Source organism: Robertmurraya dakarensis, from assembly GCF_900156875.1.
In the GTDB taxonomy this organism is placed as follows: domain Bacteria; phylum Bacillota; class Bacilli; order Bacillales; family Cytobacillaceae; genus Robertmurraya; species Robertmurraya dakarensis.
The window spans coordinates 268,008-287,872 of record NZ_LT707409.1; the positions used below are offsets into that span (position 1 = coordinate 268,008).

At 37.9% G+C, this 19,865-nt stretch carries 15 protein-coding genes; 12 read left to right on the top strand and 3 right to left on the bottom strand.

Translation table 11 applies throughout. From position 1 onward, the window contains the following. Nucleotides 1-175 precede the first annotated feature (175 nt). Nucleotides 176-1,411 (bottom strand): IS110 family RNA-guided transposase, encoded by a 1,236-nt coding sequence (locus tag CZ487_RS10545; protein ID WP_077210804.1) that lies wholly within the window; start codon nucleotides 1,409-1,411, stop codon nucleotides 176-178. Nucleotides 1,412-2,024: 613 nt separating this feature from the next. Between CZ487_RS10545 and CZ487_RS10550 the strand changes: the two genes are divergently transcribed. Together CZ487_RS10550 and CZ487_RS10555 are read left to right on the top strand one after the other, a co-directional pair. Further along, entirely contained in the window at nucleotides 2,025-3,104 is a 1,080-nt protein-coding gene (locus CZ487_RS10550) for a TRAP transporter substrate-binding protein (RefSeq protein ID WP_077212144.1), read from the top strand. 150 nt (nucleotides 3,105-3,254) lie between these two features. After that, complete coding sequence (locus CZ487_RS10555) at nucleotides 3,255-3,485, top strand: glutaredoxin family protein (RefSeq protein WP_084783209.1); 231 nt, start codon at nucleotides 3,255-3,257, stop codon at nucleotides 3,483-3,485. Nucleotides 3,486-4,141: 656 nt separating this feature from the next. Here CZ487_RS10555 and CZ487_RS10560 read toward each other — a convergent pair. Both CZ487_RS10560 and CZ487_RS10565 read right to left on the bottom strand, forming a co-directional pair. Next, complete coding sequence (locus tag CZ487_RS10560; RefSeq protein ID WP_077211710.1) at nucleotides 4,142-5,581, bottom strand: DDE-type integrase/transposase/recombinase; 1,440 nt, start codon at nucleotides 5,579-5,581, stop codon at nucleotides 4,142-4,144. A 406-nt stretch (nucleotides 5,582-5,987) separates the two neighbouring features. Next, nucleotides 5,988-7,427, bottom strand: coding sequence for a DDE-type integrase/transposase/recombinase (locus CZ487_RS10565; RefSeq protein WP_077211710.1), 1,440 nt, complete (start codon nucleotides 7,425-7,427; stop codon nucleotides 5,988-5,990). 164 nt (nucleotides 7,428-7,591) lie between these two features. Here CZ487_RS10565 and CZ487_RS10570 point away from each other — a divergent pair, with 164 nt between their 5' ends. The 10 genes from CZ487_RS10570 to CZ487_RS10615 all read left to right on the top strand — a co-directional run bounded on the left by CZ487_RS10570 (nucleotide 7,592) and on the right by CZ487_RS10615 (nucleotide 19,717). Continuing rightward, complete coding sequence (locus CZ487_RS10570; protein ID WP_077212145.1) at nucleotides 7,592-8,671, top strand: TRAP transporter substrate-binding protein; 1,080 nt, start codon at nucleotides 7,592-7,594, stop codon at nucleotides 8,669-8,671. A 467-nt stretch (nucleotides 8,672-9,138) separates the two neighbouring features. Further along, nucleotides 9,139-10,587: a DHA2 family efflux MFS transporter permease subunit gene (locus tag CZ487_RS10575; RefSeq protein WP_237562952.1), complete on the top strand. Its 1,449-nt coding sequence runs from the start codon at nucleotides 9,139-9,141 to the stop codon at nucleotides 10,585-10,587. 357 nt (nucleotides 10,588-10,944) lie between these two features. Continuing rightward, nucleotides 10,945-11,715 (top strand): IclR family transcriptional regulator, encoded by a 771-nt coding sequence (locus CZ487_RS10580; protein ID WP_139339556.1) that lies wholly within the window; start codon nucleotides 10,945-10,947, stop codon nucleotides 11,713-11,715. A gap of 65 nt (nucleotides 11,716-11,780) precedes the next feature. Next, complete coding sequence (locus tag CZ487_RS10585; RefSeq protein WP_084783210.1) at nucleotides 11,781-13,328, top strand: class I adenylate-forming enzyme family protein; 1,548 nt, start codon at nucleotides 11,781-11,783, stop codon at nucleotides 13,326-13,328. A gap of 114 nt (nucleotides 13,329-13,442) precedes the next feature. Further along, complete coding sequence (dctP, locus tag CZ487_RS10590; RefSeq protein WP_077212148.1) at nucleotides 13,443-14,504, top strand: TRAP transporter substrate-binding protein DctP; 1,062 nt, start codon at nucleotides 13,443-13,445, stop codon at nucleotides 14,502-14,504. Nucleotides 14,505-14,617: 113 nt separating this feature from the next. After that, entirely contained in the window at nucleotides 14,618-15,178 is a 561-nt protein-coding gene (locus CZ487_RS10595; RefSeq protein WP_077212149.1) for a TRAP transporter small permease, read from the top strand. Between the two features lie 70 nt (nucleotides 15,179-15,248). Then, nucleotides 15,249-16,553, top strand: coding sequence for a TRAP transporter large permease (locus CZ487_RS10600; protein ID WP_161949622.1), 1,305 nt, complete (start codon nucleotides 15,249-15,251; stop codon nucleotides 16,551-16,553). 75 nt (nucleotides 16,554-16,628) lie between these two features. Continuing rightward, complete coding sequence (locus CZ487_RS10605; RefSeq protein ID WP_077212151.1) at nucleotides 16,629-16,814, top strand: hypothetical protein; 186 nt, start codon at nucleotides 16,629-16,631, stop codon at nucleotides 16,812-16,814. Further along, nucleotides 16,807-18,207 (top strand): amidase, encoded by a 1,401-nt coding sequence (locus CZ487_RS10610; protein ID WP_077212152.1) that lies wholly within the window; start codon nucleotides 16,807-16,809, stop codon nucleotides 18,205-18,207. The genes CZ487_RS10605 and CZ487_RS10610 overlap by 8 nt, the downstream gene beginning before the upstream one ends. Before the next feature lie 103 nt (nucleotides 18,208-18,310). Next, complete coding sequence (locus CZ487_RS10615; protein WP_139339628.1) at nucleotides 18,311-19,717, top strand: amidase; 1,407 nt, start codon at nucleotides 18,311-18,313, stop codon at nucleotides 19,715-19,717. The last annotated feature ends 148 nt before the right edge of the window (nucleotides 19,718-19,865 follow it).

A 19,865-nucleotide genomic window follows, 5' to 3' on the forward strand; every position in this document is an offset into this window, starting at 1 on the left:
AAGCCCAGTGGTAATATGTCAAGCACTAAAATTCAATGAATTGGAAATTAATATTGTCTTTCATTGAAAAGTGTTTAAAAAAGAGTATACCTAATAAACCTCACACTATTTTCAATTTTTTACCAATACTTTCAAGTGTGAAGCTGGGTGTTTGAAAGGGTGTGAATGAGAAGTTTTAATCTCTCCTTTCGGGTGGTGTGTACAACTGATTGGTGCGTAGTAGCGAAAACACCAATCGTACCAGTTTTCTTGCGGTTAAGACGAGAGCGCGTTTGTGTTTATGTTTTGGAACTTCATCGTACTTCTTTGTGTAAAAAGCTTTATATTCAGAGTCGTACTTTCGGATCTTATCGGCAGCTTGAATAAGGTAGTAACGCAGGTATTTATTACCTGTCCTCATTCTAGCCGTTTCCTGGGATTCGAATTCGCCTGATTGGTTCTGGTTCCATACCAAACCTGCATATTTCGCTAAGGCATGATGATCTTTAAATCGCTTTATATCGCTAATTTCAGCTATCAACCCTGCCGCATAAACGTCTCCAATTCCTTTTACAGACGTTAGGGTTTGCGGTATGCCTTTCATTAACTTGGCAATTTCTTTATCCAGACGCTTTACCTGTGACTCGATATGTTGAATGGTACTTAAAGTAACAGACATCGAAATATTTACGGGGTCCTGCATAGCCTTATTCAGCCGGTAAGATGATCTAGCCAACTTTTGAAGGTATTTTGCGATTTCCTCTGGCTTTTCAAATCGGTTTTTTCCTTTATCTTGCAGGAACTCGACGAGTTCCTCGAGGCTCATTTCAGCGATCGTTTCGGGCTCTAGTTCCTCCATGACAGCCATACTCGTAGCTCCGAATTTATCTGAAAATGGATTATCCTGTCTCAGTCCACTGAACTTTAAAAAGAGCTGGTTAAGGAAATACGTTTTATTTCGGGCAATCTCCCGCATAAAATGAAACCTTGTTCGCGTTAAGCGCTGAAGAGCTTCATATTGTATGGCATCTTTCATTTGGGCTGGCAGTCGGCCAAAGCGCAAGTGGTCAGCGATGACCCAGGCATCTATGCGATCGTTTTTTACAAGAGAATCATACCCTTTTTTGAAACGAGCGACTTTTCTCGCATTTAGTACGTAGATAGAGGCTTGAAACTTAGGTTCATAGCCTTTCATTTGGTCTTGTAGATAATGGGCAAGGTGCCAACTGTAAAGATCAGTGGCTTCCATCCCAATCTTCAATTGGTTGGCCTGACTTTTTTCCGCAGTTTCTAGCATTCGTTTGATCAGGGTTTCGGCCCCGGTTTGATCATTAGAAACAGAAAAGTCGGCGAGTGTGGACCCGTCCTCCTTCATGAAATGGACATGATGGGACTTCAAGCTTACATCTACACCAACAAGCATTTGTGACATACCAATCACCTCCAGTATGTAAGTTAATCAAGAACGTTCAGACCTGGGTGCCCACGGGAATCATCGATGTCTTCCTCGTCATCAGCACTCAAAGAAAAGAAGTCCATCATGAGCGCTACACTCACTTCTTTTACGGCGGCGCAACCAGTGGTTAGACCTTCAATAATGAACCATGGGTAGCAGGCTTATGAAGCAGTACACCAAAGTGTCCGCAAGGGGGAGAAGCAATATCCTGATACGATCCTGTCGGTTCCATTGTCCCATGAGCAGGTCTATGAACGCTATAAAAAAATGACGGAGTAAAACGCTGGAGCTTCCTCCATTCTCCGCCATTTCTCGATATTCAGTTAAAGGCATTTCAAAGAAGCAGTAGGGAAACTATCCCCCTGCGAAATAAGAACAACACATTAATCTATTATTGATAGTTTGAACTTTACCTCGGCTTCCCCATCAGGTGGGTGAAACAAGGGTAAAACTAAAATATTTAAGATGGGGAAGCCGAAAGGCTAACCTTGATAACCTATAGGAATCTAGAGTGAATTTTAGAGGATCCGGATCAACTGGAAATTCTTCTAGAAAGAGCTCTTACTAGTACTATACGAGGGGGAAAAGGATGAAGATGAAACAATCATTTTTCAAAAAATTAGCATTTTTTGCTACTATGTTGGCTTTACTTATGCTTGCCGCATGCAGCGGTGGAGGAGAAAAAGCGAGTACTGGAGGCAATAATGAAGGAAATGATAAAGAACAAACTTTTAAATTGAGAATGAACTCAACTTATACCCCGCCTATAGAAGGATCTCCGACTTATATTGCTCAAGAAGAGTTTGCGGAGCTGGTGAAAGAAAAGACCAATGGCCGAGTAGAAATCGAGATCTTCTATAGTAACCAATTGGCTGGCCAATCAGAATCCTTAGATGCACTTGCACGTGGTACGTTTGATATACAGGTGACAACGCCGGTTGCTTGGGCTGATAGGATCCCGGAAGGAAACTGGTCAGCGATGCCGTATGCATGGAAATCAGAAGAACATCTTAGGCATTTACTCCGAAATACGGAAGTAGGAGAATTGTACTCGGAAGCATTGGGGGATTATGGTGTCAAGCCGTTACACTATTATTTTAGTGCTTCAACAGGCTTTCTTTCCAAGAAACCAATAACAAAGCCCGAGGATGCCAATGGAATGGTCATCGCTTCTGTAGGTTCGCTTTTGGGAGATTATTATAAAGCGATGGGAGCTGGAACGGCAAATATTCCATTTAGTGATTATTATGAGGCGCTGCTTCGCGGAACAATTGATGCGATTGCCTTTCCTTACTATTCTTTAGAATCGATGAAACTAGCGGAGGTAGTCGATTATATCACGATACCGGGCGGGCAGTCTCCTTCTTTTGGGGTGATCGTGATAAGTCAATTGACATGGGATAAACTCCCAAGTGATCTTCAGGATAGCATTATGGAAGCTTCATTAGAAATTGAAGAGAAAATGATTCCGGCATCAAGAGCGTTTACTGACAGAGGGATCGAGTACGCTAAGGAACAAGGGCTAGAGGTAGTGGAAACGACAGATGAGGTTTATCAGGAATTTGTGGAAATCGCCAAGGAAACATACTGGGCAGGCTTTGCAGATATTAATGAGCGTAGTAAAAGAATGATAGAAGTAATCGAGGAAAATTTAGATTATCAAGAGTAAAAGCAAGTGATGCTGATTGAGATGAGAAGTAAATTACATTTTATTCGAGTCTTTAGGGAAAACCAAGGTTGTGTCCGGTAAATTTCTTTTTGATATAAGGAGTTTCGTGCAACAGACACAGATTTAATAAGGAAAGGAGGAAGGAAAAAAATGAATGATATCACCGTCTATACAACCAATACATGACCTTATTGCGACATGATGAAACAATTCCTTGAGGGTCAAGGATTAACCTACAAAGAAGTAAATGTTCAGTCAGACCAGGAAGCGGCTCAAAAGTTAGTAGAAGAAACAGGGCAGATGGGCGTTCCGCAGACGAAAGTCAATGGCCACTGGGTCCTTGGTTTTGATCCGGAAACGCTGATGACATATGTTAAATAAGTTTATGTAAGGATTTTAGGAGACCAGATCGTTAGTGATTTGGTCTTTTTTTATTTTAATAGAGACAAGAGGAGTCCGCTGCAGGATGCTTTGTTTTTTGATATTAGGGGTTTCCTTTAGTAAAAAAGTATATTATAATTTTTATAATTATCTGTATATTTGAAATAATCAAAATTATTATACAGATATAAATGAAGAGATTTTTATAGACTTAGGAAAGGATGGTTCGAGCAGTTCAAGAGGTGATTCTACAGAGGTTGAAGAAATTTTCCTTGAAAACAACTGTTAGGTGGATTATAGCGCAAGGGCCTTTTAGTAAGTAAGAATTACGTGTGAAAAATGAATAACTTTTTGTTGCAGCATGCATATGAACAATTTTTTTTGCAATCAAAATGGGAAGGTAGTGTAAAAAGTTCTATGAAAACTTAACACTAACCCTTTGATTCCTTCCAGTTTTTATGTGGTAAGGCCACGCAATCGCTCTTGACAAACACGCCAATGGTTTAACAAAAGGCTATCAAGGGCGAAGAGGACAAAAAGAAGGCATACCAAATAAGCCCTTGGTTGTTTCCATTTTAAACCATTGGCAAGTTCGGTTTGTCAAGAGTTCGCTCCGCCGATTGCTGAATAGCTTAAGGGCTCTGCTAAACAAAAAGTTAGGCTACCTGTTGCTCGATAATCCATTGTTGGGCTAACTCTATAAGCTTTGTCCAACGTGCTGGCATGGTGGGAAGCCCTTGTAATTGAGGGTTTACCACAGGCACTTTTCCTTCTAAGGATGCATGAGGCCGTAGAAAATTAAAATAGGCCACAAACAAAGTGACAAAGGATACAGATCCTTTTTCCGAACCAAATCCATGAGTCGAGCGATAGTTGCCTTTAAATGTTCGATTGAGCCTCTCTATAATCTGTTTTAAAGGTCTGTATTCCGTTGAGACTGGGTCTTCATTTGTAAGCCCAATCACTTGCTTCACATCAAAAGAAATATCATGCTGAGCGAAAAAGTGTTGTGCTAAAAGATAGATTGGGTTTCCATCCACTACAAAAGTAAGGTCTTTTGGAATCTCTTTCATCTTTACTAACACTTCATCTATCGCACGAATGGCTGACGCTGTATCTCGATTGGCAGACACCGGGTAAGATAGGATGATCTTTTTCACTGCGTCAAAAAAGAAAAACAAATAATGCCAGCGTCCATTCACTCGAATATAAGTTTCATCACCACAAAATTGATCTGAAAGATCATACGGATAGTGATCGACGTAAGGCTTAAGCAAGAGCGCAACACTATTTTCGTAGTTCAATATCGTCTGATGAGAAATCATAACTCCGTGAACATCCTGCATAATCGCGGCTGTTTTACGGGCCGAAAGGCCATAGTTTACATGATAGGTCAATATAAGTCCTAAGGTATGTGGGGATGCATAAATCCTAGATAAATCCACTCTCGGCAACTCTGGTGAATCTTTGGATAAAGGTTGAAATTCAATATGAAACTGACGAAAAATGTATCTCAGTTTAAATGCCTGAGGGTCCTTTCTAAACCTTTTCTTCTCTTTTGAAGACATTGCGTTTATTTTCTTTTGATAGTAAGAACAATCATTGTTTTTACATTTGTACACATCAAAGTCTTTACGTTCCTTGATTTTTTCTAGAGTCTTCGAACAATGAGGGCACTTCAAAATGGCCTCTTTGGAATAACGGCTTTTATCATTGAAAAGACAGGAACAGACTTTGCATAGATACTGTCCTTTATCTCCATTATTGGCATAAAGGTAATCTGATGGAGCACCACACTTTGGACAGTTCATAGATTTAGGGACTGAAATTTTTGCATTCTTACGCCTTTGAACAGGTTTAAGGGGTTTCCCGTTTTTCTCTAAGTATTCAGTAAGGAGAAGTTGATAATCGAGATTTTCTAGTAGTTCTATGATCGGTAGATCATCTACCTGAAGTTTACGATAGGGTTTATTCACCGGCTGTTCTGTTGGCTTATCAAACATACTTTTACCAATTAATAAGGTAAGTAATGTTCGAATCATTTGTTCTTGATAGTTTATAAAAGTTAATAAATAGGTTATAATTTGAGGGTACAAATTGTCACTTCCATTCTAGGTTGTTGGGTGTGTGGTAACCTCAATTATCCTTAGAATTCAGGGGGTGGCAATTTTTTTGCTTATAAAGCCCTCTATCAAGGTATTTAATAGCCTATTTCTTATAAAAGTTTTGACAATACGAATGGGAAGGTAGTGTAAAAAGTTCTATGAAAACTTAACACTAACCCTTTGATTCCTTCCAGTTTTTATGTGGTAAGGCCACGCAATCGCTCTTGACAAACACGCCAATGGTTTAACAAAAGGCTATCAAGGGCGAAGAGGACAAAAAGAAGGCATACCAAATAAGCCCTTGGTTGTTTCCATTTTAAACCATTGGCAAGTTCGGTTTGTCAAGAGTTCGCTCCGCCGATTGCTGAATAGCTTAAGGGCTCTGCTAAACAAAAAGTTAGGCTACCTGTTGCTCGATAATCCATTGTTGGGCTAACTCTATAAGCTTTGTCCAACGTGCTGGCATGGTGGGAAGCCCTTGTAATTGAGGGTTTACCACAGGCACTTTTCCTTCTAAGGATGCATGAGGCCGTAGAAAATTAAAATAGGCCACAAACAAAGTGACAAAGGATACAGATCCTTTTTCCGAACCAAATCCATGAGTCGAGCGATAGTTGCCTTTAAATGTTCGATTGAGCCTCTCTATAATCTGTTTTAAAGGTCTGTATTCCGTTGAGACTGGGTCTTCATTTGTAAGCCCAATCACTTGCTTCACATCAAAAGAAATATCATGCTGAGCGAAAAAGTGTTGTGCTAAAAGATAGATTGGGTTTCCATCCACTACAAAAGTAAGGTCTTTTGGAATCTCTTTCATCTTTACTAACACTTCATCTATCGCACGAATGGCTGACGCTGTATCTCGATTGGCAGACACCGGGTAAGATAGGATGATCTTTTTCACTGCGTCAAAAAAGAAAAACAAATAATGCCAGCGTCCATTCACTCGAATATAAGTTTCATCACCACAAAATTGATCTGAAAGATCATACGGATAGTGATCGACGTAAGGCTTAAGCAAGAGCGCAACACTATTTTCGTAGTTCAATATCGTCTGATGAGAAATCATAACTCCGTGAACATCCTGCATAATCGCGGCTGTTTTACGGGCCGAAAGGCCATAGTTTACATGATAGGTCAATATAAGTCCTAAGGTATGTGGGGATGCATAAATCCTAGATAAATCCACTCTCGGCAACTCTGGTGAATCTTTGGATAAAGGTTGAAATTCAATATGAAACTGACGAAAAATGTATCTCAGTTTAAATGCCTGAGGGTCCTTTCTAAACCTTTTCTTCTCTTTTGAAGACATTGCGTTTATTTTCTTTTGATAGTAAGAACAATCATTGTTTTTACATTTGTACACATCAAAGTCTTTACGTTCCTTGATTTTTTCTAGAGTCTTCGAACAATGAGGGCACTTCAAAATGGCCTCTTTGGAATAACGGCTTTTATCATTGAAAAGACAGGAACAGACTTTGCATAGATACTGTCCTTTATCTCCATTATTGGCATAAAGGTAATCTGATGGAGCACCACACTTTGGACAGTTCATAGATTTAGGGACTGAAATTTTTGCATTCTTACGCCTTTGAACAGGTTTAAGGGGTTTCCCGTTTTTCTCTAAGTATTCAGTAAGGAGAAGTTGATAATCGAGATTTTCTAGTAGTTCTATGATCGGTAGATCATCTACCTGAAGTTTACGATAGGGTTTATTCACCGGCTGTTCTGTTGGCTTATCAAACATACTTTTACCAATTAATAAGGTAAGTAATGTTCGAATCATTTGTTCTTGATAGTTTATAAAAGTTAATAAATAGGTTATAATTTGAGGGTACAAATTGTCACTTCCATTCTAGGTTGTTGGGTGTGTGGTAACCTCAATTATCCTTAGAATTCAGGGGGTGGCAATTTTTTTGCTTATAAAGCCCTCTATCAAGGTATTTAATAGCCTATTTCTTATAAAAGTTTTGACAATACGAATGGGAAATAGGGGGGAAAAAGATGAAATATCGTATGAACTATTTTAAGAAATTACCAGCTTTAACATTCTTTATGCTGCTGGCTGTGCTGATGCTTGCGGCATGCAGCGGAGGGGGAGAAAAGGCAAATTCTGGTGGAGATGGAGAAGGGGCTGGTGAAGAAGAAACATATAAACTCAGATTTAACTCACAAGTTCCTCCTTCTGTTGAAGGGTCTCCTACTTATATTGCACAAGAGGTTTTTGCTGATATGGTAGAAGAAAGAACAAACGGCCGGGTGGAGATTGAGATCTTCTATAATAACCAGTTGGCCGGTCAAGCGGAATCCTTAGATGCATTAGCACGCGGAACGATTGATTTGCAGTTTTCTCCGCCGATTGCATGGGCCGATAAAATCCCTGAAGGAAACTGGTCTTCGATGCCATATGCATGGAAATCTGAGGAGCATGTACTGCACTTGCTTCGCGAAACGGAATTCGGTGAACTGTATGACCAAGCTTTAGAGGAATATGGTGTGAAAACATTACACTACTATTTTAGTGCCGGAGCTGGTTATCTCTCTAATGCACCAATTGCAAAGCCTGAAGATTTAAAAGGAAAGGTAGTGAACTCTTTAGGTCTAGCAAATGAATTTTATAAGGCAACCGGGTCAGGACTAGCAAGTATTCCTTTTGCTGATTATTACGAAGGTTTGCTTCGCGGAACGATTGATGTGGTCATGTTCCCTTATTATTCCCTAGAGACGATGAAACTTTCAGAAGTAGTAGATTATATTTCCGTACCAGGAGTGAATAATCCTTCTATAGGGATCGTCGCGGTTAGCCTTAAAACTTGGGAAAAACTTCCTAAAGACTTACAAGACATTATTCAGGAAGTATCATTAGAAATAGAACAAATGGGAGTACCCGCCTCAAAAGCATTTACAGAGAGAGGAATTGAATACGGAAAAGAACAAGGTGTCGAGGTTATAGAAATGTCTGACGAAGATTATCAAGAATTCGTAGAGATTTCCAAAGAAACATACTGGGCAAAGTTTGCGGAAATGAGTGACCGCACGAAGAAAATGGTAGAAATAGTCGAGGAAAATTTAGACTGGGAATAGTAATTCCATGATGGTCGCACTGACCCTCGGTATCACTACCGAGGGGTTTGAAGCCTTTATGACAAAATGCATGCTGCAACCAAAGGGTATTCAATAAGAACGAATGAAAAGAGGGATGGTTCTATTGCGATAAAACCGGGCAATAGAAACTGTCCCTTTGTGATTTAAAGCAGCTTTCTTTTGAAAAAAAGACCAATGTCCTTTGAGAATAAAAACCTCAATTTTTATCATAACATGGCGAGTGTAAATTGCTTGACAATGGATTTGAAAAATAAGAGTATTACATATGCAAAAGGTAATTTTTTGATAATCACCGTTATTATGCTTTATAAGTTTACTAACAGGAGAGTTTTTGTTAAGTGCAATTGAAATGATGGAGGTATAAGTAAACGAATTTGTGCATTTACTAAATATTGCCTTGAGCATTTTTTGATTAGTTAGATTAAGCAGGGGGAAAACACATGGATATGAACGCACAGGTGAAGGAACAAGATGGATCAGGAAGTGAGTTAAAGACTGCTCCCATCATCATTTCATTTGTAGTAGCCGGGTTTATAGGTTTGTTTAGTGAAACAGCCTTGAATATGGCATTAAATAATTTAATTACAAGCTTCGGTATACATGAAACGACAGCTCAATGGTTAACCACTGGATATTTGCTGACATTAGGGATACTAGTTCCAGTTTCAGGTTTGATACTGCAATGGTTTACGACGAGACAACTATTTATTGCATCATTAATTGCTTCCATCATAGGAACTTTTATTGCGGCGATTGCGCCAACTTTTAGTGTTCTCATGATTGCGAGAGTGGTTCAGGCGATTGGAACGGCGTTACTCCTCCCGCTTATGTTTAATACCATTCTTATGATTATCCCTCCTTATAAAAGAGGACGTGTGATGGGGGTTATTGGTCTTGTCATCATGTTTGCTCCTGCAGTAGGACCAACGATCTCTGGATTAATTCTGAAAAGTTTATCATGGCATTGGATTTTCTGGATCTCACTTCCTTTACTAATTGGAGCGCTTATTTATGGAATTATTTTCATGGGGAATGTCACAACGCCAACAAAGCCGAAAATTGATATTTTGTCGATCATACTATCAACAATCGGATTTGGTGGAGTCGTATTTGGATTTAGTAATGCAGGTGAAGGCGGCGGCTGGGGAAGCCCAACGGTTATTGCTGCAATGGTGGCAGGTGGTGTTGGATTGCTGTTATTTACGATTCGCCAATTAAAGATGAAGCAGCCAATTTTGGACTTGCGCGCTTTCAAATATCCGATGTTTACAATGGGGTTATTAATGGTCGTAGTTTGTATGATGATCATCTTATCTTCCATGATCTTGTTACCACTTTATCTACAAACTTCATTGGCACTCAGCACATTTGCTGCAGGACTGCTGCTATTGCCTGGAGGGATCATTAACGGATTACTTTCACCGGTAATGGGCGGATTATTTGACCGTTTTGGACCAAAGTGGTTAGTAATTTCTGGAATCGTCGTCGTGACAGCGGCTATGTTCGGCTTTTCCACTATTACAATGGAAACAACAGCGCCATTTATTATCGGACTTCATATTGTGACAATGGTGGGAATATCGATGATTATGATGCCAGCACAGACAAATGGATTAAATCAATTACCACCAGAACTATATCCACATGGCACAGCGATTATGAATACCTTACAGCAAGTAGCAGGAGCAATTGGCACAGCGGTTGCCATTTCAATCTTGTCATCTGGTGCAAACAACTTTATGAGTACAGTAGAAGATAAACAAAACCCTCTAAATCAAGTGCTTGCCTTCACGGCAGGAATTCAAGATGCGTTCGTATTTGCGATCGTCGCATCTTTTGTAGGGCTAATCATTTCGTTCTTTATAAAACGAGTGCAAGTTGAACATCAACTGTAAGGCATGAAGAACAGACCTCTTATTCTCTTTGAGAATTAGGGGTTTTTTTATATGAACAAAGGCTTGCTTTATCACTAATGGAAAGTGAATACCTAATGAATTCGCAATCCTATATTAACTCTTTTGGGCTAGCCTTCTTCTACCTAAAGGCTTGGAACCTCGAAGTCAGATCTTCATGGTTATTTCTCCTATCAAATATCTGAATATAAGATAAGATTTTTAAATATAACAAAATATTAAAAATAATTTATTATTTTTGAAAAAATAAAAAATTCTGAAAAATACATTGACTTATCTGATTAGATAATATTATAATTTTCTTATCATACGGAAAAAGGTCCATATTGTGAAAAAAGGGTGTTGAAAATTATGTCGATTCAATCGCTAGACCGTGCTTTTATGATTATTGAACTTTTTAAACATACGGATCAAGGCTTAACTGTTAAGGAAATACAAGAATTGTCCTGTTTGCCTAAAGGTACTATCTATCGTTTTCTCTCTGAGTTGGAAAAATACGGTTACATTCAGCAAGATAAACGAACAAAGGTTTATTCATTAGGATTGAAACTGCTTGAATTGGGTATGATCGTTTTAGAACAAATCGACATAAGAAAAAAAGCATTCCCCTTTTTAGAGAAACTGAGATTGTATACAAATGAGAATGTTAACTTAGCAATTCTCGATCGCAATGAAGTGATGTATTTGGAAAGGCTTGAAAGTGCAAAAATTCTTCGCTTGAGTGTTCGAATAGGTTCAAGAGTTCCAATTTATTGCTCTTCTACAGGAAAAGTGATATTAGCATTCCAATCAGAAAGTAAAATAATGGATATATTAAATGAGGTTCAATTTGTGCCTTTTACTAGTAGAACAATTTCGGATAAAGGACAGCTAACGGAAGAGTTAAAAATAATAAGGGAAAAAGGTTACGCAATCAGTGATAGAGAGCTGTTTGAAGATGTAGTGACGGTTGCTGTTCCAATTTTTGATCATATGGGAAATGTCGAAATAGCATGTAATATATCAACTCCTTATTTTAGATTCGATAAAAATCACTTTGAATCAAACTTTCTCCCCGTTTTAATAGAGACGGGTAAAGAAATATCAAAAGCAATAGGGTATCGCCAGTAAAGGACTAATTGCCAGATAACATTATTGATAATTCATATGATTTAATTTTATAGGGGTGGAATACAGTGAATCAGATAGGGTATTTGATCGAGAGAAGTTCCAGCTATTACAAAGACGACATCGCTGTAATAGACCATGGAAATGGGGTGGAGTATTCGTTTAGAACGGTTAACGAGTATTCCAATGCGTTAGCACGAAGGTTGAGTAAATTGGGTTTGGAAAAAGGCGACAGAATTGCCATTATGTGTTTTAACAGTATCGAGTTTATTGTATCAGATTTTGCTCTAGCTAAAAGCGGATTAGTAAGGGTACCAATTAATCCTTTTTTAGCCAAAGCAGAAGTCGAGTATATTATAAGAGATTCTGGTGCCCGTTGTGTCATTTTCGACCATCAGTTTACTTCAATTATTAGTGATATCCAAAGGGAGAAAAAGGAAAGTCTACCCTTTTTAATTTCTAATAAAACTAATGAAAATGAATCAATAGTATATTCTTTAAAAGAAATATTAAAAAATGAGTCCGGAGAAAGCTTTTTAGTTGAAACCTCGAATGAGGATATTTATCAAATATTATATACATCTGGAACAACGGGCAAGCCTAAGGGAGCGATAATAAGTTATAAGTCTAGATTAATAACCATTAATAATGTACTAGCTGATGAATTACATATAAAGTCAGGCGACCGGATGTTGCATATGGCTTCACTATCTCATGGGAGCGGTTCCAAGGTTTTGCCGCATTTTGTTAAAGGGGCAACTAATGTCTTATGTAGAAAGTTTTCACCCGAATTATTTTTTCAGGTTGTTGAAAAGTATAAAGTAACAACAACTTTCTTAGTTCCTACTATGATTGGTATGTTATTAGACTATGAAGACAGAACGAAGTATGATTTTAGTTCATTAGAAACAGTATTATATGCAGCTTCACCAATACCTAAAGAAATGTTAAAAAGGGCATTGGATGTATTCGGGCCTATTTTGGTGCAGGTTTATGCTTTAACTGAAGCACCAAATCCAGTATTAGTTCTATCAAAGATTGACCATGAACGTAGCGCAAATAGCGGTAAGATCTTAGAATCTGCAGGAAGAGAAGTAACAAATGTCCGTGTAGATATTTTTGATAATCAAGATAATCCCGTTAATGTAAACGAAATAGGTGAAGTGGTTATTAGCGGAGAACATATAATGAGTGGCTATTGGAATAACACTCTTGCTACCTCTGAAACAATTAAAAAAGGGTGGCTTTATACTGGTGATTTGGGTTACAGAGATGAGAAAGGGTATGTTTTTATTGTAGGCCGAAAAAAAGACATGGTTATTTCTGGTGGCTACAATGTGTATGCTAGAGAAGTCGAAGACATCATCTATAAGATTGAAGGGATACATGAAGTGGCTGTGATCGGAGAACCTGATCATAAATGGGGAGAAAAGGTGGTTGCACATCTTGTTTCCAATAAAGTTACAAGTGAAGAGGAGATTATAAATCATTGTAAAAAATATTTAGCTAGCTATAAGATCCCTAAAAATATCTACTTTCATCAAACTCTTCCGAAGAATGCTAATGGGAAGATAGATAAAAATAAATTAAAAGAAAGACATAAAATTAACAATTAATTTCTGAAGATTCCGTCTTCCTATAAAGTAATCCGTAAGTCTATAATCATTGGTTAAAATTATTTTTTAAAATAATTTTATATATTTTATTTAGAAATTAAAGGGGTGTGCTGTATGAAGAAAATATTTAGTTTTGTGTTTTTACTGATTTTTGCGAGCGTGGCTGGTTGTTCACAAGGCGCAGGAACATCAAATGGATCTTCTGAAGGTAGTAATTCATCAAAAGCAGATGTAATAGAATGGGATTTATCATTATGGGGTGGACCTCGTGAATGGACTACTACTGTTGAAGATTGGGCAGAAGAAATGAATAAAAGAACCGAGGGACGCTGGAAAATTACCATACACTATGGAGAAGCGATTTCAAGTGCAACAGATAATCTACAAGGAATAGAAGATGGACTTTTTGAAGCAGCAGCAGTGGCACCAATGTATACACCCGGTGTTCTGCCGTTAAATGAAGTAATTGGTTTACCATTTTTATCACCATTAGACCATGAACATTTGAGCCTTTTTCAAAAAGCAGCTTGGGAGCATCCTGCTTTACTAGAAGAACTAGAACAACATAATGCGGTTCCGTTGTTACACAGTGTACCATCACAATACAATTACACAGGAAAAGTAAAAATAGAAAAAGTTGAAGATTTTGAAGGGGTACGGATTGCTGGTATGGATGCGTCTCAAGGACGCGTTTTTGAAAAATTTGGAGCTGTTCCTAACCCAATGCCAGCACCAGATTTATACAGTTCATTGGATCGTGGAACAATTGATGGAGTCATCTTTCCCTATACCTATGGTCATGTAGCTTATGGTTTCCATGAAGTATCAAAATATACCACTACAGGCATAGCTGCGGGTACGCCAGCCAGCTTCTATATTGCAAATAAGGCAGCATGGGATGCATTACCAGATGATATTAAAGAGATTCATAATGAATATATGAACGATTGGCATAAAATCTCCTCAGCACCTTATTATGAAGCTGATGAAAAGAATTTACCAATGTTCAAGGAAAACTTAGAGCATACAGAGCTTCCAGAGAGTGAACGCCAAAAGCTATTAGATGCTTCTGAGGAAATTTGGCAGGAATGGGTTGACAAATATGCAGACAGAGGACCTACTCAAGATATTCTTGATTATATGTTAGAAAAACGCAATGAAATAGCAGGATTCTAAACCGTATTCAACATTGAAAATACATATAGCACACGGGCACACATTTGTGGGCCCATGTGCTATAAAGAGTATACTGGTTGTTCATTGATAATAATTGAAGGGAGTTGATTATTTTGAGTAATTCTCCGAAACAATATAAATCTGGGTTTGAAAAATTTTTGACTTTTATAGAGGATCAGCTAATTTTGCTAGGTTGTGTTTTTTTATTTATGATGATGCTACTAGTAACAGCAGATGTAACAGGTCGTTATTTTTTTAATAAACCAATAGCAGGCCAAATAGAGATAACAGAAATGTTTATGGTCTTATCTATATATCTTGGTATGGCTTACACCCAACGTGAGAAAGGGCACGTTGGCATGGATCTTTTTGTAAATAAAGTATTACGAGGCACTGCTAACAGAATATCAAATTTCCTTGTTCTAATTTTATCATTAATAATAAACCTGTTGATTGCCTATTATTCTTTCACAAGAACGATTACGACCTATCAACAAGGTGGAGAAAGTATGTATTTAGGAATCCCTATGTGGCCTCTTCCTCTATTTGTTTCTATCGGTTCCATAGTACTTTGTTTACGGTTGATATACGAAAGTAAAGAAAGTATAACGAAAGACCCCACAGTGGAGACTTACGATCAAAGTATTTATGAGCAAAGTAATAAGAAAATGTAAATTACGTATTTAATCTAATATAAGCGCTTCTTGTGAGTAAGGATGTTAACTATTAATGGAGGTGAACAATTTGACAGATTTTCAGATAGGTTTAATGGGAATGGTTTTGTTAGTTATCTTAATACTTCTCTCCATGAGAATTGCATACGCAGTTGCAATTGTTGGTTTATTAGGACTCGTGTTACTTCAAGGGTGGGCACCAGGCACATCCATGCTTGGAACCGTCCCGGTTTCAGTAGTGGGAACGTATGCCTACAGTTCGATTCCTTTGTTCGTTCTAATGGGTTATTTCGCTTATTATTCGGGTGTAACAGATGATCTCTTTGACGTTGCAAAGACTTGGTTTCAACATATCCGTGGAGGTCTACCTATTGCGACAGTATTAGCTAGTGCAGGTTTTGCAGCTGTTTCTGGTTCGAGTAGTGCGGCTACTAGTGTACTTGGTAAAGTTTCAATACCACAAATGGATCAATCCGGTGTAGATAATAAATTGTCCACGGGAGTAATCGCAATGGGTGGTTGTTTAGCAGCATTAATTCCGCCTAGTACTATCATGATCATTTACGGTATTATTACGGAGAAGTCAATAGCGGCGATGTTAATTGCCGGAATTATACCAGGTATTTTAACAGTTATTATTTATATTTTGATGATCTATATTCGAGTACGTATCAACCCTAATTTAGCACCGATTGCCCCAAAAATGCCTTGGAAGGAACGTATTTTATCGCTTCGGAAGACATATGGAATGATTTTACTAGTGATATTAGTAATCGGAGGAATTTATTTAGGGATCTTTACCCCTACAGAAGCAGCTGGTGTTGGTGCGTTTGGTGCACTAGTACTAGGATTAATTTTAAGAAAAATCAAACTTAAAGAGATTAAAATCTCTTTAATCGAAACTATCAAAACTAGTGCAATGATATTTGCGATCATGATCGGGATATCGATGTTTATTCGCTTCTTAGCTCTATCAGGATTAGCATCATTCTTAAAAGATACAGTAACGAATTTGCCTGTTGCACCAATTTACATTTTAATCGTTATGCTATTAATATATTTAATTTTGGGAATGTTTATGGATGCAGTCAGTATGATGATGTTAACTCTGCCAATTTTTTTCCCAATTGTTGATGCTCTAGGTTTTCATGCAATATGGTTCGGGATTATTGTTGTAAAAATGGCAGAGATCGGATTGGTTACCCCACCTGTTGGACTCAACTGTTTTATTGTAAAAGGAGTAGCTCCAAAGGTTCCACTTGGTGAAATATTCAAAGGTGTTGTGCCTTTTATTGCAGCAGAATTTGTCGTGGTCGCAATTCTAATCGCTTTCCCAGAAATAGTCACATTTTTACCAGATCTACTGAAAAACTAAAGCTATTAATCTTTAAAAGTATAAATTGAACATAACGTAATTCCATATTATTTCAAAGAAAGAAAGGTGATTTTAATGAAGGAGGAAATTCGTTCAATTTTGACATTTAGAGGCTTAAATATTCCTAAAAAGGATTATGATACTTTGTCAGAACGGTGGCAGTATATACTTTCTTTAAGAGGAGAGGTAAAAGACGACAGTCCAAATCCTGCTAATATAGCTTTACGTTATATGGTAGAAAGAGGAACTTCAAATGAATAGTGAATTAGCATCAAAATCAATTACAGATTTAGCCCCTCTTATTAAAGGAAAAGAAGTATCACCTGTAGAATTAACAGAAGCTGTTTTAACTCAAGCAGAGGTAAATAACGGAAATATAAATGCGTACATTAAAATTACCTCAGACGAGGCAAGGCAAGCTGCCAAGAAAGCAGAAGACGAAATTGTAAAGGGAAATTATCGAGGGTCATTACACGGTATTCCGATGGCTTTAAAAGATATTTTCTATTTTAAAGATGAAATCGTAACTGTTGGTTCAAAAATCAGTAAGGATTTTGTACCAGATTTCGATGCAACTGTCGTTTCAAAATTGAAAAAGGCAGGAGTCATCTTCACGGGGAAACTTAATTTACATGAGTACGCATGGGGAACAACAACGAATAATCCTCATTACGGGGCTTGTCGAAACCCTTGGAATTTCGAAAGGATACCAGGGGGATCCAGTGGTGGATCAGGAGCAGCAGTTGCTGCAAATATGACGACCGCATCTTTAGGGACAGATACTGGAGGGTCGGTACGTATTCCTGCTTCAGCTTGCGGTATTATCGGACTTAAACCGACATACGGACGAGTTAGTAAGTACGGTTGTTTCCCTTTGGCATCATCACTTGATCATATTGGTCCGATGACAAAAACTGTCCACGACGCTAGCATTCTCCTTGAGTTGATTGCTGGTTTTGATAAAAAAGATACTACAACAATTGATACGCCAACGGAGAAGTATTCAAGCGATTTGTCCGATGGAGTTAAAGATATCGTTATTGGAATAGAAGAGGATTATTTTTTTAAAGATGTAGACTCTGAAGTTGAGAAACTGACAAAAAGCGCGATTCATTCATTAGAAAGAATGGGGGCAAGGATAGAAAGAGTTTCTGTTCCCTCATTATTAGAATTAGAATATGCACAAATGATAACGGTTGCAGCAGAAGCTGGCAGTGTACATCGTCAAAATCTCCAAATATGCTCTGAGCAGTTTGGAGAGGATGTTAGAGTGTCAGCGGAATTTGGACAATTAGTCTCAGCAGTTGAGTATTTAAGGGCGCAACAAATCCGTTATAAGATAAGCTCAGATTTTAAAGAACTATTTAACAAAATAGATGTATTAATCAGTCCAACTTTACCATTCATTCCTCCTGCTATCGGGTCTAGCAAAGCTCTGTTAAATGGGGAAGAGGTGAATTTATCGGACATCATGCGCTTAACAAGACCGGCTAACTTAACTGGCTTACCGGCAATAAGTATCCCATGTGGCTTAAGTGAGGGGTTACCAATAGGAATGCAAATTATCGGTGCTCCCTTTAAGGAAAGTATCATATTAAGAGTAGCAAAAGCATTTGAAAATACTTATTCATTGAGAGGATTAACAGTATCATAAAAATAGAAGTAAGATGGCCCATTGATACACCGTTTTAAGCAGAACAAGATTCTTTATGTCAAATGTCCACTTTTAAAAATTGGTTATTTTTGTGAGGAGTATGATCATGACAAAATTGGCAAAAAAAACGATTAGAGAAATATCGGATCTGATAAAAACAAAACAGATATCGCCAGTAGAAATTACCGAGGATACCCTTAAACAAATAGACTCTTATAATGAGAAAATAAATGCTTACATTAAAATATCGGCAGACGAGGCTAGATTAGCGGCTAAAAAAGCAGAAGAAGAAATTTCACATGGTAATTATCGAGGAACTTTACATGGAATTCCAATGGCACTAAAAGATATTTTTTATTTCAAAGATGAGATCGTTACTATAGGATCAAAAATTCATGGGGAATTCGTACCGAGCTTTGATGGGACTGTCATTTCAAAACTCAAAGAGGCAGGCGCCATTTTTACAGGTAAACTTAATTTACATGAGTACGCCTGGGGGGCTACTACCAATAACCCTCATTACGGTGCCTGTCGAAATCCGTGGAATGTAGACAATGTTCCGGGTGGATCAAGTGGCGGTTCAGGGGCTGCTGTAGCAGGTGATATGACGATTGCCTCCTTAGGAACCGATACAGGCGGGTCAATTCGTATACCTGCGGCGCTATGTGGAATTGTTGGATTGAAACCTACCTATGGCCGAGTAAGTAAACATGGATGTTTTCCGCTTTGCTGGACATTGGACCATATCGGGCCTATGACTAAAACGGTAGAGGATGCTGCCATTTTATTAGAGTATATTGCTGGATATGACATAAATGACAGTACATCAATTAATACACCAGTAGAAACATATACAGAGCATGTATCCGCAGGGGTCAAGAATATCGTAATCGGTATTGAAGAAGACTACTTCTTTAAGAATATTGATTCTGAGGTGAATCGTCTTGTTAGAAAAGCTATTTCTAGTCTGGAAGAAATGGGGGCTAAAGTAGAGATTATCTCAATCCCTTCGATGAATAAATTACTATATGCTCAATCAATTACAATGTTGACAGAAGCTAGTGCTGTGCATCATCAAAATTTACGATTAAGACCACAAGATTTTGGGGAAGACGTTAGGATGGTACTTGAGTTAGGGGAAATTCCATCAGCTGTAGATTATTTAGAGGCACAGGAATTACGTACTCAATTTCAATTAGAGTTTAAGAAAGTATTTGAAAAGATTGATGTATTAATCAGTCCGACTTTACCTTTCGTATCTTCTAGGATTGATTCAGGTCACGTTATCATTAACGGCAGAGAGGAGAAGTTTTCAGAAAATGTGAGCCGATTAACTCGGCCCGGTAACTTTCTTGGGTATCCGGCAATTAGTATTCCATGTGGACTTAGCAATGGGCTTCCTGTTGGAATGCAAATAATGGGCGCACCATTTAAAGAATCGACCATATTGAGAGTGGCGGGAGCATTAGAAAAAACGAATCCTTTAATGGGCTTAAGACCGAACTTATAATCAATACAACATGATTTATAGAAATACCAGGGTTACAACCTATCAGTCTTTTAATGGATATAAATCAAATACTTTTTTGCAACCCCTCACACTAAAGCTTCATTTATGAGTTCTATTTTTTAGGTATTAAAAATTTATATTAGTTGTC

Coding starts and splice junctions, on each gene's coding strand:
- CZ487_RS10605 (WP_077212151.1), top strand. CDS start 16,629: ATGAAGGAGGAAATTCGTTCAATTTTGACATTTAGAGGCTTAAATATT.
- dctP (WP_077212148.1), top strand. CDS start 13,443: ATGAAGAAAATATTTAGTTTTGTGTTTTTACTGATTTTTGCGAGCGTG.
- CZ487_RS10575 (WP_237562952.1), top strand. CDS start 9,139: ATGAACGCACAGGTGAAGGAACAAGATGGATCAGGAAGTGAGTTAAAG.
- CZ487_RS10570 (WP_077212145.1), top strand. CDS start 7,592: ATGAAATATCGTATGAACTATTTTAAGAAATTACCAGCTTTAACATTC.
- CZ487_RS10550 (WP_077212144.1), top strand. CDS start 2,025: ATGAAGATGAAACAATCATTTTTCAAAAAATTAGCATTTTTTGCTACT.
- CZ487_RS10610 (WP_077212152.1), top strand. CDS start 16,807: ATGAATAGTGAATTAGCATCAAAATCAATTACAGATTTAGCCCCTCTT.
- CZ487_RS10545 (WP_077210804.1), bottom strand. CDS start 1,411: ATGTCACAAATGCTTGTTGGTGTAGATGTAAGCTTGAAGTCCCATCAT.